We start from the raw sequence: 14,736 nt of genomic DNA, 5'->3' as shown, positions 1-14,736 counted from the left end.
GGACGCCCACTTGCACGATATCCGTTGCGGCCATTGCTGTCGCAAACTTGCCGCTGCCAGCGGCTTCACCGAACTACAGATCAAGTGCCCGCGTTGCCGGACACTCAACCACCTGAAGGCCCCGAGCCTCCCCCCAGCGTGCCGCGAGCATCCAGAACAACGAGTTCATGAATGCCGCAACCCACCCTTGGCAGCCTGTTCGCAGGCATAGGAGGCTTTGATGTCGGATTTGAAAACGCGGGATACCGCAGCGCCTGGCAAGTCGAACTCAACCCCATCAACCGGGCTGTGCTTGCCGATCGATTTCCCCATGCACAGCAATTTGAAGACGTGCGCCAGTGTGGCGCTCACAACCTCACCAGCGTTGACGTCCTCACCGCCGGCTTCCCCTGTCAGGACATCAGCATCGCCGGTTGCCGAGAAAGCAATCGAGACACCCGCGGACTGCGCGGCGAACGCAGCGGATTATTTTGGGAAGTCGTACGCATCCTCAAAGAAACTCAACCTCGCTGGGTGGTGCTTGAAAACGTCGTTAACCTGCTCGCTGTCAACGATAGCCACGACTTTGAAACAGTCATCCGGGCCCTTGCGGACTGCGGGTATGTGGGATTCTGGCGAGTGCTTAATGCTCAATATTTCGGAGTCCCCCAGCAACGTCGTCGCGTATTCCTGGTCGCCGGTTATCGACGCATGCCCCCCTTCGAGTTCCTGGCTGACGCCGCGCCAGTGGACGCAATACCTCCAGCGTCTCAATCGCAGCAATGGCCACGCCCAGCGGATGCCTGGGCTGCCAATACTCTATTGGCAAACAAAGCCGGCTCCCAGATCGCTATGGGCTGTACCACTTTCGTCGCTCACCCGAACCGATGGCATCAGATGGTTGAGCGGCAGCGAGCGGCTGAAGATGATGGGTTTTGCCTCGGACTGGATGAGGCCCACCTTGCAGAGGCTTTCGCTGCCGGAAACGCCGTTGTTACGCAGATCGCGCAGTGGATTGCAGAACAGTTGATTCAAGTGCGTTGAGGCCAGAGTGGCGGCGCGTGGGTAATCCTCCACGCGCCTGACCTACAGCCAAGTCCCAATACACTGGTGAATCAATCGATAGGTCTCCATGGCCTCATATACCGTTTTTGCTTTCCACTCCACACCGACTGATTCACTTCCCAACATCTAACGTATTAAGTGAAAAAACACCAAAATGCATTTTTAGTATTCAATAATGATACAACCATTGGAGCCTCGTCCTCCCTGCTGACCAACATGCGCTTGTTGGCTACTAGAATTAATCATCCCTCCATGTCCCCCTTTACCTCCAGTCCCTCCACTACACGCGCTTGAACTTGCTGCGCCGCCGTCTCCCCCTTCACCACCATTGAACCCAGTTTGACCGACGTTTCCCCATCCAAGAGCACAATTTGAGCCTGAAGGACTACCGCCACCTCCACCGGAACCAGGATCGTTTGTCATTCCTCCTGCGCTACCGCCGGCACCGCCCTTCCCACCATTTGCGTAATAGGTTCCCGGCATGTAACTCTCATTACTTCGACCTAGAGTCCCAATAACTACCTTACTGCTGCCTCCGTCACTGCCACTACCACCGTTCACGCTAAGACTACCGGAACTTCCGCCAGCACCTCCTTGGCCGATAAGTATTTGCAATTCTTGATTCGAATTGAGATTGACTCTACAAGTAACGCTACTTGCACCGCCGCCGCCTCCACCACCAGCCCCCCTTCCCTTAAGCACAAGCGCATCCCAGCCACTGCAGTGGTCTAATTTCCCCGGACACCCCGATAGGTGGAAAATACATCTATCGAGGAGTTATTCATGACCAAAAAACGCAGAGCATTCGACGACAGCTTCAAGCTGCAAGTCGTGAAGATGATCAAGGATCAGGGGCTAACCGTTATGCAGGTTTGCCAAGATCTGAACATTGGTGAGACAGCCGTTCGACGCTGGGTTCAACAGTACGAGGCAGAGCAACTGGGGCAGGCCGGAATCGGCAAGCCATTGACGGCAGAGCAACAGCGCATCCGGCAATTGGAACAGGAAAATCGCCAGCTCAAGATGGATAACGACATCTTAAAAAAGGCTACGGCCTTCTTTGCCCGCGAGCTGAAGTAAGGTATCGACTGGTTCGGCAGCTGCAACAGAAGGCCTATTCAGTGACACATGTCTGTCGGTTACTGAGCATCAGTCGCTCGGGCTTCTATGAGTCGCAAAAGCGTGCTGATGCGCCCGTCCGGCAGAGTTGTCCTGTCGTTGTGCAACTCAAGGCGTCTTTTGCCGAGAGTGGTGGCTGCTACGGCAGCCGGCCCTTGCGCGACGCTTTGCGCGGCAAAGGCCTGTCTGTTGGACTGTATAAAATCCGCCGTTTGATGCGTGCCAATGGGCTACGTTCGGCTTGGAAGCGCAAGTTTGTGCACACGACCGATAGCAATCATGATCTGCCGATTGCCGAAAATGTACTGAGCCGAAAATTTGATCCGGCGGCGCCAAACAAGGCTTGGGTGGCAGACATCACCTACATCCGCACCCGCAGTGGCTGGCTGTATCTGGCCGTGGTGTTGGACTTGTTTTCACGCAAGATCGTGGGCTGGTCGATGGCTCCGAACATGCCGGCAGAGCTGGTGTGCACTGCGATGCAACTGGCCATCGCACAGCGCCAACCGCCGCCAGGCCTGATTGCCCACTCGGATCGTGGCAGCCAATACGCGAGTGCAACTTACAGAGATTTACTGGCAAGAAACGACATGCAGCAGAGCATGAGCCGTAAAGGTAATTGCTGGGACAATGCGGTGATGGAACGCTTCTTCCTGAGCTTGAAAATGGAGCGGGTATGGCGACGTGACTATGCCAATCATACCGAAGCGATCCGCGACATCACCGAGTACATCGTTGGGTATTACAACAACGAACGGCTTCACTCGAAACTGGGATATCTGCCACCGACCGTCTATGAGCGGGCGATGGCGTCAAAACCACCTATCGAGGTGTCCGGAATTAGTTGACCACTGCACACCGCCCCCTCCACCCGCGCCGCCGCCAGCACCAATAAGGGTGAAAGTCACAGAGCTAACTCCTTCGGGGGGGGAAAAGTAGTCGTCCTTAATAAATACCTGAGAAGCGGCACTTGTGAGCGCCGCTGAAGAAAAAGCGAACCCGCCAGCTAAGACTTTAATTGCACCTTTCATGACCGCCATAGTCACTCTCCTTGGGCACTTGGGAACTCAGATTTGAAGCTCCCAAGTCATAGAGTGATCAATCCACAATAAATTAGCACCTGTCATAAATGACAGTGAAACAGAATCATTAGAAATTATATGTGCAATATTAATAACCAAATCACCTAACTGTTCAGGGTTTGCAAATTCCATCGCCTCACCAATTTCAGGTGTAAGAATCCCCAGGCGATAGCCGCGCGCAGTTGAATTTTTTTGAGATGTAGAGCGTCTAGTCCTATAAGATTGGAAAGCTTATATTCTGATCTTTTAAAGGAGTTGATGATGCAAGGAATGCCAAAAACCAGTGTGCTGTTGCTCGTCATATTGCCATTACTAGCAGCGTGCACCAGCCCTAGGCCGGTTGATGTCGACGGTAAATTTCCACAACAGGATATGGTGCTTTCCGGTGCGCAAATTTCTAAAGTTGGACGCTCTATTGTAGATAACTGTGCAGTCGGGTGCCCATCTGGCGGTGGCGAGGTCACAATTATTCGCGATGCCTACACCCTGAATAACAACGGTTCCACAAAATTCGCCAACTGGGTCGCTTACAAGATCACAAAGGAAACCCTGCCCCCAATCGTCCACGCAATTGGAAAACTGACCCTGACCTTTCGCCAGACGAAACGCTGAACCCGGTGGATTACAACGGAGCTTACGTTGCCTTGGACCTGGACAAGGGGCATCAAGCCAATTTAGCTTCGATGGCGGGGATTACGGACTGGCAACCTCTGAACTACCTGAGCAACATTACGCCGCAAAAAGAAGACCTGAACCGCGGCGCCTGGGCTCGGCTGGAGAATCAAGAACGCCGCTTGGGCAAAACGCCTGGTATCGAAGCGGTATATGTGGCGACAGGTCCGCTGTACGAAAGGTCAATTGGAACCTTACCGGGAACCAACAAAGTCCACACGATCCCAAGTGGTTACTGGAAAGTCATATTTTTGGGCAACTCACCCGCCGACGGCAGGTTTGCCGCGTTTATCATGGAGCAAAACACGCCACGCGATGCCGACTATTGCGAATATCAGGTGACGGTGGCTGACATTGAGCAACGTTCAGGACTGACGTTGTGGAGCAATTTACCCAGCGATCTCCAGGAGACGCTGAAGTCCAAGCCGGGAAATTTACCGCTTGAGATTGGCTGTGCACCGGGTGTGTTGAGGCCGGTGGTATATCCTCCTGATAATCCATCAGACTATAGGTAGATGGCTGCCGAGCGGCCACGCTCGGCAGTGAGCAAACCCTACCAATCAAAGATGATTGGGGCAGAGGACACCAGCGAAACCGAGTCGAAAATTTAGGCATTTTTCATCTCTCGACTTTAGAAGTATTTCTGCTTTCTCTTTATATAGAGAAGCACTGCTCTTTATATGGAACAACTGGAAAAACCCCAACTCAGTTACAAAACAAACGATTACCAAAAGATATCTTTAGATATCTAGTGGCAGCTGCCTACCGTTCGTCGGATAACAGGTTTACCTTAAATGGTAAACCAATAGGCAGTCCTGCCTATTAGACCTATTTGACGAAACAGGTGTTACCTACGTGAAACCCGCAGTTTTCCAAGGCCTCCAGAATAATTTGGAATTTTTAAGCTCTAAAAACGGCGAAACCCGCACGCAGGCGGGTTCCGAGGGCAAATTTTTTGTGGTTGATTCCCTGAGGAAAACCTATGGTAATCTCACCTGACCATTTACAGCCGTACACCTTTGTTACTCGCATCTCAAAGGGTATTGGCATGTGGCCAAACCGTCAACCGTGCGTTAATTCGTTAATTCGTTAATTCGTCCTTTAATCATTGCGACGAGTTTACGAGCTGGTTTACGGCTTTGTCATTGCGTACGTGGAAAGTTGTTTGCTCCGTTTGTTGTTCGGAGCAAATTCCACCAACCTTTTGGAGTATTCGCCCATGCGATCCTTCATTCAGAAATATCTTCCCGAAGAACTGATTCGAGCGTTTCAGGCTGCTTATTGGTCGATTCGTTTGATCAGGATAATTCAGGAGGTGTGAACGCAAAACGGGGGCCATTTGGCCCCTGTTTTCGTCAGGATTGTTGCAAGGTTTTCAAGGCTGTTCGCAAAGCTAACGAAACGGAGACTTCGATTTTGAAACGCTCATTCCGTACTGAAGAAAGCATCCAGGCAGAAAAAATTACTCGAGATGCAGTGGTGCCATTCCTGGCCGCTCATGGTTTTCAGGACTTATCCGAGAATCTGAAAATTTCTGGCTCCGCAATCACACAACTCATTTCCGCACGATCACCGCAAGGTGAGCGAATAAAAATGCGTGTGCGCCTATGCTGGCGACGACGTAGCGCCAAGGACTTGAACTACTCTGCCGCGCAGTTGAGTGCCCGTTTGATCAACGGTGACTGGAACGCGACGTTAGATAAAACAATGCAGCGCGATCTTGAGCAGGGGATCACCCACAACCTGCTTCTTCAACGGAGTGGTGCCGTTATCCTTTTCGCTGCGTTGATACCCAGCGATCAAATGAAAGGCATCTTCGACGCCCAATCCTTGGTGAGCCAGGATCTGATCGACAGTGGGCAGATGAAAGGTCTGAGGAAGAACCACTCCAAAAACGGTAGCAGTCCTACTATTTGGTTGATGGATAACAGGACCCCTGAGGCGCACCGAGTCGCTGACGTCCTTTGGAAATGGGAGGGGGTGCTCGACTTGGCAAAACTCCCTTTCTTCGTGCCCGAGGATGATCAAGACGCAATTGACGACTGCACGCTGCCCCTTGACTACTCCAGAATCGGCAACGATGTGCCATCGCAACGATACGTGCTTCGTGCCGAATTCCCGCGAGATCGTAGGGTGAGGAAAGCCGTACTCAATCGCACAGATGGTTGCGAGAGGGAGGGGTGTTCAAACGCACGTACCTACAGCGGCTTTCTCGATGTCCACCACATCCTGGGGATAAAAATGGGTGATCAGGTCTGGAACTGCGTGGCTCTATGCCCGAACTGTCATCGAGACGCACACTTCTCCCCAGAATCAGACCGTATCAACTTAGAGCTGCTTCAATTTGCAGCCCAATTCGAAACTATTAATGGTTGACCGATACGCGGAGGACGGTGGTGGATTCGGGTGTGGACATTCAGAAAGAATTCCAGCTAACGGCGCCTCCCAAACTCAATAGCGTTTATATGGAAAAATAACCAATATTTTCCGTGTGACGCCATCATATTTCTTCAAGCAGAAAAACAACTTCTTGAAATTTTAGGCGCGCCCGCCTAGTTATGACAACCACTCGTCGGATTGTTTTAATATAGGAGAAACATTAGAGTTTCGTATACATATAGGTGGGCAAAACGGTGCAACGGACCAAGCCCAAGCAGAACGCTCGTTAGACCGAATGTTACCCCATAGGTCGGCATAGGTTTAGCCGCTAAAAAACGACGAAGCCCGCACGCGGCGGGCTTCGGGTAGGCGCTTTCAAGTTGATATCCTTTCGGAAGACCTGTGGTAGCATCCTATTGCACCACTTAAAGCAACACATCTTTGAATCTGGACAATTTGAAGGGTATGGCTCTGTGAATGGCTCGTCAAGCTAGATAATGTGCCAAAATATCGTTAGTTCCGATCTTAGTTTAGCTAAACAATGCTGCTAGCTACGATCGCTAATGGTAATGGAATGTGATGCTAGCGGGATTGCCATCAGGAAAGTGGGAAACTCCGTTACTACTTCGCTTGGTAACGGTATCTACTAACCTTTCTAGGTTCTCATCATGAAGCTACTACTAAACCGGTATCTTCCTGAAGAGATGATTCGAGCTTTGCAGGCCGTTTATTGGTCTATACGCTTGGTTATTCTCGCTCGGGATATCTAAAGCAGTAATGAAACAGGGGCTTCGGCCCCTGCTTCTATTTGAAAATGTGAGCTACTTGTTACTCAAGCCTGCACCACCAAGACTGCGCGTAAGCGCAACCATCGACGTACTCAATCCCGCTCAGTACGAATCCGGTGACAGCCATTCCAGCGAGGGTCGCATCCAGCAGATGGGGCAAAGGATCTCGATCCAAGGGCATCGCCACCTCCACTCGAGCGACGTTGGCAGCTCTACCTAACTGTTCGCAAACGCTTGAATTGACCATTACATTGCCCCTTATCGCTGGGTACTGGCGCCGTGCTTTGGCGTCGAGCGCGATACCACGGGATCGCATCGGGGTGACCAACATATGCACGCGGACGCCCCTATTCATCGCTGTCGATGTCGAGCAAGGATTCGATCGCGTAGGCCAATGCACTGTCAGCCAGTTCCAGCAGCTCGGCCAGATCATCTTTGTCTATCAGTTTGTCGCGGTGCAATGCATTAGCCCATCTCAGCAGTGCCCTGTGATGCGAACCGGGTTGGGCGAGTAACGCTGTCCTATCTTTCAGCATGACTCCCCATTGGGTAAGCCTATTCGGTTCGTCTCGCATTGCTTTTACAAGTTGTCTGTTCACGGCTCGGCACCAACGCTAGAAATACTGTATGCTTAAACAGTATAATCAGTCGCGACGAATTGCATCCATTTGTGCCGACGAAATGCCTCACTAACCCGTGCTGGCCTAGGCTTTAGCTGCGATGAGAGAGCCGCTCCACAAGACCTCGACCACGATTGCTGGCCAGATGGGGCACCTCCCCTCTTCAAAAAACTTCAGGCTCTCAACGGCGTGACATCGATAAAGGGCGGAATCACGTCGGAACTACATGAGTGCAGACCCAATGCTCGGCGGCGCGACATGTCATCTGTATATATATACAGAATTTAACCTTTTTGTAGGTACGCAAATATTGCGTCACACGCAACGCTAAGCAATACTGCACATGCATCCGAAAGGGGCTACCGGCGCAAAAACGAACGACGAGGCCGGTACGCTCACAGCTTGGCTGTGCAAATTTTGATCATAAAGCCAGCTTGTGAGCAGGGCGCCCTTGAGGCGCTTTTGTTGTTTTTTGGGTGAGAGCCCCAATTGCACGTATCTCGTCGGCTGCATTACGTAGGTTCAACAGGTCTCTTACCTTTGTACACATGGAGGACGACATCGTGTTCAGTGCTAAATCGATAGCTAATTATTTTTTGGAACTGGCCGCCGCCAGTGGCCAGTCTATTAGCCCGATGAAGCTGCAGAAGCTGGTGTATTACGCACACGGATGGTACGCGGGATATACCGATCGCCCTTTGATCAATGAAGCGGTGGAAGCTTGGCAGTATGGGCCGGTGATCCCGTCCCTTTATCATGAGTTTAAAAGGTTTGGGTCGGGATCAATTGAAGGCAAGGCGATCGAGTATGACGCCCTAGGCGTGAGAGAAGCATCGCCACCCTCGGATCCAGATATTCGAACTTTTTTACAGAATGTGTTCAATAGCTATGGACAGTATTCGGGAATTCGCTTGTCTGAGATGACCCATGCTTCTGGTACGCCCTGGGACACTACTTGGAGCAAATGCAAGGGGATGCGTGGTGTTGATATCCCATTCCCTGAGATCGCCTCGTACTTCAAGACAGCGGTACAAAAAACTCAACAGGCAGCCCAAGCTTGAGTGCCGAAGAGGCAGGGCCTGACACGCGGAAAATCGGGTCGCTTCAGATAGACCCGTCGGTAGAACCTGCATCGCGGCAAACTACCGGTTCCGGAAATGATGAAAATGCCTTTTTTGCTAACGGTAAAGAGCATTTTCATTTACAGCACAACCAGCAAAACCTTGGATGGTTGGGGAAATTTTGGGGGGCTACTAATACTGCAGCTCCAACGAACATTGCAGGGTTTGTGATTGCTATCTCAGCCCTGTTGATCGTCGCGAGCTTCGCTATCACCCAGTCCGCTGAACTCAGCGAAGCCCGTAAATGGCTTTATGGGCTAACAACCTCAGCATTGGGGTTTGTATTCGGTTCTGCGACAAGGAAGTAGCCGCAATAACTAAAAGCCCACTTTTTTGTGGGCTTTTTTTTGCCTCTTGCCCAGCTTCTAACTTGACAACCCTTCAGTGCGTTACTTGCAATGCGCCCAAAAAGGGTTCGCTTCACTCGTGAAATATCAGGAAAGCATGCGCTGACCACATGTAGAGAGCGTTTTCACGGCGAGAAAGAAAACCTCGTGTAAAAGCACTTTTCCCCCTCCCGCCGGCGGGCTTCTCGTCCTTTTTTTGCGCAAAACGACAGCTGCTGAAACCATGATGCGCGCGCGCGATTACTGGGCACGATGCCAATATGGTCAGTCTCACACTGTGAGACGTTTGGAAAAAGAGGGAAAAACTAAGCCTGCGAATGTCCACAAATTGTCCACACCACAGAGGAATATTGCCGATCCATTTCCATTATGTACCTGAAAAATATGGCTTTTTCTGCTTTTCCAAGCGATCATTGGAGGGATGCACGGACTTGTAATCAGTAGGTCCCGGGTTCGACTCCTGGTGCCGGCACCATACAAAACGAAGCCCCTGCAGAAATGCAGGGGCTTTGTTGTTTCTGGGTGGTTATATTTTTAGCCGCGTTTCAGCTTCAGTAGAAATAGCGCCTTTCCTCCGCACACGTCGATCTAATCGCCAGACGCCCTTCTCCCACAAAGCACGGCTTTTGCCCAAAATGCCCGAATTTCCGCTTTTATGCCAAATTATGAACTGGCAATAATTATGGCCTGCCCATAAAACGGTGAAATTGCATGAGCAGCGTTTCTCAGCGCACTGAACCGGCGCAGTCAATGACAACCGGGTTTCCCAGTCCAAGAGTGCTTGATGCCTCGACGCTTGGTTCCTCCGCCGCAGAGAACGGCACCGGCGTTACGCGTGCGGCCTCACCGGCCTTCATCTGACGTACAGACTCCAGTAAGCCCCGCTGGAATTGCTCCAGTTCATCGACCATCGCTGATCTCCTCGTTTTGTTGCTTAGAAAAGGCCAAGGACGAGTGGTGGTGTATGCCCTCGCCGATGCGAGGGCTTTTTGCGTTTCAGACCTGACTGATTTCGAGCACAAACGAAATCTTCTGCTGACTCGCACTCCACACATAGCGCAAATGCTTCCCCTGCTTCGGAATCGATACGGCTGGCGGGCGAAACGCCGCAATACATTCGTGACCCGGTAAGCGAACACTGTTATAGAGAAGTCCCCACGACTCGATTTCGCGCAGTTGTCGGGCGAATAGCTGAGACGGCCCGTAAGCGTCCGGATCCGGATTGTGCAGCTCAGGGTGCTCGTGGCGGATATCGTGCAACGGTTTAACCACCCGATTAACGTAAGTCCGCATGGTCAACTCGAGATCCGCTTCTTGGGTCGCCGCAAGAAATCGTTCCTGGTGGTAACAGGTCTCGGCGATGGCAGCAGCCTGACTGCTTGCAGCGTAGTAAACGCCGAAGGTGCCATCGCAGAAACGACTGCGTTTACCGATGTGGGTGAACGCAGCCATCACCGGAGTCGAGCCGGGGCCGGAAAGTCGATCTTCGGGTTGCACGCGGGCGAGTACGCCGGCCTGTTCTATCAGGCGATCATTGGTCAGTGCTTCAATCGCGTAGGCAACTTCCAGGTCTTCAGGATCGAGCACGTCTTCGAACAACGCAATTGGCGGGAAGCTGCTGTTGACGATCCGGTAGGCCCGCGACCATTGCACATCCACCAAATCGGGCACTTTCAACCGCGCACCCCGTCGAGGTAGCGACGCACATCGGCGATATCGACTACGCGCCCGGCGAGCATGTAATCCAGTGCTGTTTTTCCGTTGAAAGGCGCCGCCGTGTTCGAGCTACTGACCCACGTGTAGGCGCGCTCTCGGCTGTTACTGAAGATGATGCTCAACGCCTTGTGAATTCCCATCAGATACGAGATGCGCTCAAGGGTATCGTTGGGCAAACGAATGTTCGGCAGATGTTTGTATTTATAGAACGTGGTGTTGCCGACGCCGCCGAGCAATGTGCGTTGCTGCTCGGCGCTGCAGCCCCAATGCTCCATAAGGTTGAAGAAGAACTTCAGCGCGACGCGACCGGCTTCGGGGGCGTCGAGTTGTTCGCGTGGGGTTGGGGCTGGGGATGAGGTAGGCATAGACGCCTCCTGATGTTTTGTCTTAGCTGAAGACTAGTACGTAACTGTAACTTTTTAGAGTTTTGATACACAAACGAACAATCGTAACAATCAAACGCACAGAAGCCGGAGCCAAGCCGGCTTATGTATTTCTGCGCTATCTAAACAATTCCGAATGGCTCCCCAAATCCACAAACGTGATCAGGTCTGGGCGTGTGTTCTCATAAACCAACAGAAAATCGCCACCGATATGACACTCGCGGAATCCAGACCAATCTCCAGTCAGCGCATGATCCAGATATTCTGCCGGTAATTGCTGCCCCAAGAACAACAACGCCATCACATTCCGGACGTCGTTCATGTCTCGCCTTCCGGCACGGTTATAACGATCCCAAGACTTCTTGAATTCAGAAGTCTGTGCACACTGTTTAGGCCGATCAGCGCGTTTTTGCGTTTTCTCCGGTTTCGCCATCAGCAGTCCTCAGCATGTCGTCTATGGAGTCGAAACGCTGACGGATTTCTCGTGCTTCCATCATTGCGCGCGCCGTTTTCTCTGATGGAACTCGCACCTCGAAGGGAAGCCCCTGAGTGGCAACAACCTGTCGCAGAAAAAGTCGCATAGCGTCGCTGATGCTCAGCCCGCAAGCGTTTAAGACTTCAGTGGCACGCGTTTTCAAATCCTCATCAATGCGGCAACGCACATCGGTAGTTTTCAGTAGTGCAGCCATTACAATTACCTCGTTGTGATTTTGTAGCTACATCAGCGCTACCTCTACATTGTGGTCGGAGGGATCTTCGTCGGTCAACGCGAAGTGGATAGGTGGTTGTTAACCGCCATGGATCGAAGGCCAGGCATCTATTTCAACTCCTTTGACAGGTAAGCGCTATCAGCTAAATCGCTACTCTGCCTGAGATCGTTCTGCGCGTGACGCAGGCAAAAACCTCGGAAGATGTAAGCCGTTTCTCATCGGAAAAACCGCCCCCACGCACCAAAACCACGCACTTTTTTTGACCTCCATCACCCCGACGTCACCAAAAACCCCGATCCTGTGTCAGCCTCCAGCCATCGGCGGGGACATCAATTCGCTACTAAACCCGCGACAACTATGCTCAGGTACAGGAATATAGCCAGCATATGGCGCCGGATCGGCAGTCCCGTAAACAACAATACCCAGCCCACTTTAGAGGGCATTACCCATGGATAGCAGAACCTTACGCAACCTCATGCGCATCGTGCAGACCGGCTCGTTGTCGGCCGCAGCCGAGCATTCGTGCCTGACTGTGCAGGCGTTGGCCGCGCAGTTGAACAAGGTCGAAGAGCAGTTCGGTTTCCGCTTGTTTCGTCGTTCCAACAAAGGGCTGACGCTGACGCCGCAAGGCACTGAGCTGACGCCTTACATGGACAAAGTGCTGATTGCCACGCGACAGATGGAAGAAAAGGTTGAGGCGCTGAAGGTGCCGGGCCAGCGCACGTTGAAGGTGGCGTTGAACAATACGTTGTCGCCCGATTTCAACCGGCGAATGATCGGACGCCTGATCGAGGTGTTTCCCGATTATCAGATGGAATTCAGTTACGCCGAGTCGATGGAAAACCTCAGCAAACTGAAAAACGAGGACTTTGATCTTGCTGTGTTGATCGGCCCGCAACGACCGGGTCTACCGAGCATTGTGTTGCCGGACGTGCAGGTGCAAGTGGTCGGCGCGCATTGCGGCCAGGAAAATGATCCGCTGACGTTGCTGGGCAACAAGTTTCAGGTACGTCCTGCGGAAGATTGTCCGTATTCCCACAGCTTTTTGCGTTTTCTCGACGCTGGGTTGGGCAATCACGAGAATGGTCAACGCATGGTTTATTCGTGCAGTGAAACGTTGACCCTGTCGCTGATCACGCAAATGGACGCGGTCGGCATGGTCTCGCGTGAGGCCGCACAAAAAAACGGCCTGACGATTTTCCCCGGTTTCGAGGATTTCCTCGAAGTGCGCCTGGCGGTGAACAATCCGGAGTTGTCGAACCAGGCGCTCAGCGACGTCGTCGATCTGCCGTTACATGAACGAGCCGAGCGCAATGTACGCAGCCGTCCCAACCGCCACACTGAGAAAGAGGTTTTTGCTGAAATACGCACATAACAACGTCGGAATCGCGGCATAGAATTCCGGGCGATCGAGCTGTATGTGCTGATCCTTGATCAACAAGGGTGTCAGGCTGATCGCAGCGACGATCGCCACCGGCAAGTATTCCAGCGCCCGCGCAACAAACGGCGGCCAGTGCTCGGTGTTGACTTGCAGCGGCAAGGCGCGTGGCAGGAAGGTCACGGCCATCATCAGCGCGACCACCAGAATCAGGAACGTTTGGTCAGGCATACACCCACTCCGCAGCCCACAAACGTGGCGATGAAAACGTTAAACGGCGAACTGCCGATCAGGCTCAGTGCACCCATGCACAGCACCGCGGCCGCAGCGGCGATGAGTTTGTTACGCGTATTGCACAGCGACACCAGCACGTAGAGCATCATCGCCGTCAGTGCGTAGTCGAGCTGGTATTTGATCAGGTGCGCGGCGTACTGCGCGCACACCGCGCCGAGCAAACCGCCGAGCACCCACGAGGTGTGGCAGAACAGGTTAAAGCCGATCAGGTAGCGCACGTTGACCGGCGCACCCGTGCCGAGCTTCACACTGTGGAAAGCGAAGGATTCGTCCGTCAGGCCACCGGCGTAGCACCACCGCTCCATACGGCTCAGGCCCAATGCACGCAGGGCCTTGGCCATGTACACCGACATCAGCATATGCCGCGCATTGATCAGGAAGGTGGTCAACACAATGGTGGTCAGCGATGCGCCGCTGGAGATCAGCGCCAGTGCGGCGAATTGCGAAGCGCCGGCATAGACGAACAAGCACATCGCAACCGGCAGCCACATCGGCAACCCGGCGTTGACGGCCATCAGCCCGAACACGAATGACACCGTGAAGTACCCGGCGACCACCGGGCTGGCTTCGGCAAACGTGCGCGACGGCTGATGGGCAGCCATCAGCGGCGCACTGCCGGACGTTTCATTCATAGATCCCTCTCAAATGTCCGTTCGCCATGGGGCTCGCAAAAACCCTGGGCAGTCCAAAAACGCTTGCCCGCGAGGTTAGCATCGTCAACGAACAGAAACATCCGCAACACACCCACGCGCTTCATGTCGGACGAGGCGGCTTCAACCAAACGTTGACCGACGCCTTGGCTGCGATAGCGCGGGCAGACGGCCAGATGATTGATCGTGCCGCGACTGCCGAGCATGCCGCCGAGCACTGCGCCGACGATTTCGCCGGCGATGTCGAAGCCGAGATACGACGTCGTGGTTTTCTGGATCAGCACGCCGCGCAGGCACTTGGCGTCCTGCCATTCGCAGAAGGACACTTCGTCGAACTGGCGGAAAAAGCGCTCCATGCGCTGCGCATCCTTGGCCGTGGCGCGTCGCAGCACCACCGGCGTCGAGCACTCGACGCCGTCGATTGGGGTGATCT

At 53.0% G+C, this 14,736-nt stretch carries 15 protein-coding genes and 2 pseudogenes; 8 read left to right on the top strand and 9 right to left on the bottom strand.

Annotated features, from left to right (window positions below):
• The first annotated feature begins 10 nt into the window (after window positions 1–10).
• The 5 genes and pseudogenes from AC3Y64_RS01570 (at window position 11) to AC3Y64_RS01550 (ending at window position 6,293) form a co-directional block, all read left to right on the top strand.
• A complete protein-coding gene (locus tag AC3Y64_RS01570) occupies window positions 11–211 on the top strand; it encodes a Com family DNA-binding transcriptional regulator (protein ID WP_489986207.1) in 201 nt (66 codons plus the stop codon).
• A complete protein-coding gene (locus tag AC3Y64_RS01565) occupies window positions 172–1,023 on the top strand; it encodes a DNA cytosine methyltransferase (RefSeq protein ID WP_489986206.1) in 852 nt (283 codons plus the stop codon). Before AC3Y64_RS01570 ends, AC3Y64_RS01565 begins: the two co-directional genes overlap by 40 nt.
• A gap of 804 nt (window positions 1,024–1,827) precedes the next feature.
• A protein-coding gene (locus tag AC3Y64_RS01560) for an IS3 family transposase (protein ID WP_489984471.1) occupies window positions 1,828–3,011 on the top strand; the annotation gives its coding sequence in 2 pieces (ribosomal slippage) (window positions 1,828–2,092 and window positions 2,092–3,011; 1,185 coding nt in all).
• A gap of 495 nt (window positions 3,012–3,506) precedes the next feature.
• Window positions 3,507–4,432: pseudogene (locus tag AC3Y64_RS01555) on the top strand (DNA/RNA non-specific endonuclease).
• A gap of 901 nt (window positions 4,433–5,333) precedes the next feature.
• Window positions 5,334–6,293 carry an HNH endonuclease gene (locus AC3Y64_RS01550; protein ID WP_489986205.1) on the top strand — a complete coding sequence of 320 codons (960 nt, stop codon included), beginning with the start codon at window positions 5,334–5,336 and terminating at the stop codon, window positions 6,291–6,293.
• An 831-nt stretch (window positions 6,294–7,124) separates the two neighbouring features.
• Here the strand turns inward: AC3Y64_RS01550 and AC3Y64_RS01545 are convergent.
• Entirely contained in the window at window positions 7,125–7,421 is a 297-nt protein-coding gene (locus tag AC3Y64_RS01545; RefSeq protein ID WP_489986204.1) for a hypothetical protein, read from the bottom strand.
• Between the two features lie 846 nt (window positions 7,422–8,267).
• Between AC3Y64_RS01545 and AC3Y64_RS01540 the strand changes: the two genes are divergently transcribed.
• Both AC3Y64_RS01540 and AC3Y64_RS01535 read left to right on the top strand, forming a co-directional pair.
• On the top strand, window positions 8,268–8,765 hold the full coding sequence (locus AC3Y64_RS01540) for a Panacea domain-containing protein (RefSeq protein ID WP_489986203.1): 498 nt from the start codon (window positions 8,268–8,270) through the stop codon (window positions 8,763–8,765).
• Complete coding sequence (locus tag AC3Y64_RS01535) at window positions 8,762–9,133, top strand: hypothetical protein (RefSeq protein ID WP_489986202.1); 372 nt, start codon at window positions 8,762–8,764, stop codon at window positions 9,131–9,133. The genes AC3Y64_RS01540 and AC3Y64_RS01535 overlap by 4 nt, the downstream gene beginning before the upstream one ends.
• Window positions 9,134–9,972: 839 nt before the next feature.
• On the opposite strand, the pseudogene AC3Y64_RS01530 reads toward AC3Y64_RS01535, so the two are convergent.
• The 5 genes and pseudogenes from AC3Y64_RS01530 to AC3Y64_RS01510 form a co-directional block, all read right to left on the bottom strand.
• Window positions 9,973–10,083 (bottom strand): annotated as a pseudogene (locus AC3Y64_RS01530) (helix-turn-helix domain-containing protein); the annotation flags it as partial.
• A gap of 85 nt (window positions 10,084–10,168) precedes the next feature.
• On the bottom strand, window positions 10,169–10,834 hold the full coding sequence (locus AC3Y64_RS01525; protein ID WP_489987915.1) for an RES family NAD+ phosphorylase: 666 nt from the start codon (window positions 10,832–10,834) through the stop codon (window positions 10,169–10,171).
• 11 nt (window positions 10,835–10,845) lie between these two features.
• The gene (locus AC3Y64_RS01520) at window positions 10,846–11,253 is read right to left on the bottom strand and encodes an MbcA/ParS/Xre antitoxin family protein (protein WP_489986201.1); all 408 of its coding nucleotides are present in this window, start codon (window positions 11,251–11,253) and stop codon (window positions 10,846–10,848) included.
• A 136-nt stretch (window positions 11,254–11,389) separates the two neighbouring features.
• Complete coding sequence (locus AC3Y64_RS01515) at window positions 11,390–11,704, bottom strand: type II toxin-antitoxin system YafQ family toxin (protein ID WP_158959707.1); 315 nt, start codon at window positions 11,702–11,704, stop codon at window positions 11,390–11,392.
• A complete protein-coding gene (locus AC3Y64_RS01510; RefSeq protein ID WP_158959706.1) occupies window positions 11,670–11,960 on the bottom strand; it encodes a type II toxin-antitoxin system RelB/DinJ family antitoxin in 291 nt (96 codons plus the stop codon). The genes AC3Y64_RS01515 and AC3Y64_RS01510 overlap by 35 nt, the downstream gene beginning before the upstream one ends.
• A 469-nt stretch (window positions 11,961–12,429) precedes the next feature.
• On the opposite strand from AC3Y64_RS01510, the gene AC3Y64_RS01505 reads away from it, so the two are divergent.
• Complete coding sequence (locus AC3Y64_RS01505; RefSeq protein ID WP_158959705.1) at window positions 12,430–13,356, top strand: LysR family transcriptional regulator; 927 nt, start codon at window positions 12,430–12,432, stop codon at window positions 13,354–13,356.
• On the opposite strand, the gene AC3Y64_RS01500 is transcribed toward AC3Y64_RS01505, so the two are convergent.
• Genes AC3Y64_RS01500 through AC3Y64_RS01490 form a run of 3 tightly spaced genes read right to left on the bottom strand, consistent with a single transcriptional unit; the run spans window position 13,273 to window position 14,659 of the window.
• On the bottom strand, window positions 13,273–13,590 hold the full coding sequence (locus AC3Y64_RS01500; protein ID WP_007952614.1) for an AzlD domain-containing protein: 318 nt from the start codon (window positions 13,588–13,590) through the stop codon (window positions 13,273–13,275). The genes AC3Y64_RS01505 and AC3Y64_RS01500 overlap by 84 nt on opposite strands.
• Window positions 13,569–14,285, bottom strand: coding sequence for an AzlC family ABC transporter permease (locus tag AC3Y64_RS01495; RefSeq protein WP_158959704.1), 717 nt, complete (start codon window positions 14,283–14,285; stop codon window positions 13,569–13,571). Before AC3Y64_RS01495 ends, AC3Y64_RS01500 begins: the two co-directional genes overlap by 22 nt.
• Window positions 14,282–14,659 carry a GNAT family N-acetyltransferase gene (locus AC3Y64_RS01490; RefSeq protein WP_489987914.1) on the bottom strand — a complete coding sequence of 126 codons (378 nt, stop codon included), beginning with the start codon at window positions 14,657–14,659 and terminating at the stop codon, window positions 14,282–14,284. Before AC3Y64_RS01490 ends, AC3Y64_RS01495 begins: the two co-directional genes overlap by 4 nt.
• Between the last annotated feature and the right edge of the window lie 77 nt (window positions 14,660–14,736).

The sequence above is a fragment of the Pseudomonas sp. 4CAES_32.4 genome, assembly GCF_058136335.1.
This window is presented reverse-complemented; position numbering and strand designations above follow the sequence as displayed.

Bases quoted from the DNA above. Each gene is read 5' to 3' on its own strand.
- AC3Y64_RS01505 (WP_158959705.1), top strand. From the start codon at position 12,430: ATGGATAGCAGAACCTTACGCAACCTCATGCGCATCGTGCAGACCGGC.
- AC3Y64_RS01490 (WP_489987914.1), bottom strand. From the start codon at position 14,659: ATGGAGCGCTTTTTCCGCCAGTTCGACGAAGTGTCCTTCTGCGAATGG.
- AC3Y64_RS01515 (WP_158959707.1), bottom strand. From the start codon at position 11,704: ATGGCGAAACCGGAGAAAACGCAAAAACGCGCTGATCGGCCTAAACAG.
- AC3Y64_RS01520 (WP_489986201.1), bottom strand. From the start codon at position 11,253: ATGCCTACCTCATCCCCAGCCCCAACCCCACGCGAACAACTCGACGCC.
- AC3Y64_RS01500 (WP_007952614.1), bottom strand. From the start codon at position 13,590: ATGCCTGACCAAACGTTCCTGATTCTGGTGGTCGCGCTGATGATGGCC.
- AC3Y64_RS01565 (WP_489986206.1), top strand. From the start codon at position 172: ATGCCGCAACCCACCCTTGGCAGCCTGTTCGCAGGCATAGGAGGCTTT.
- AC3Y64_RS01510 (WP_158959706.1), bottom strand. From the start codon at position 11,960: ATGGCTGCACTACTGAAAACTACCGATGTGCGTTGCCGCATTGATGAG.
- AC3Y64_RS01495 (WP_158959704.1), bottom strand. From the start codon at position 14,285: ATGAATGAAACGTCCGGCAGTGCGCCGCTGATGGCTGCCCATCAGCCG.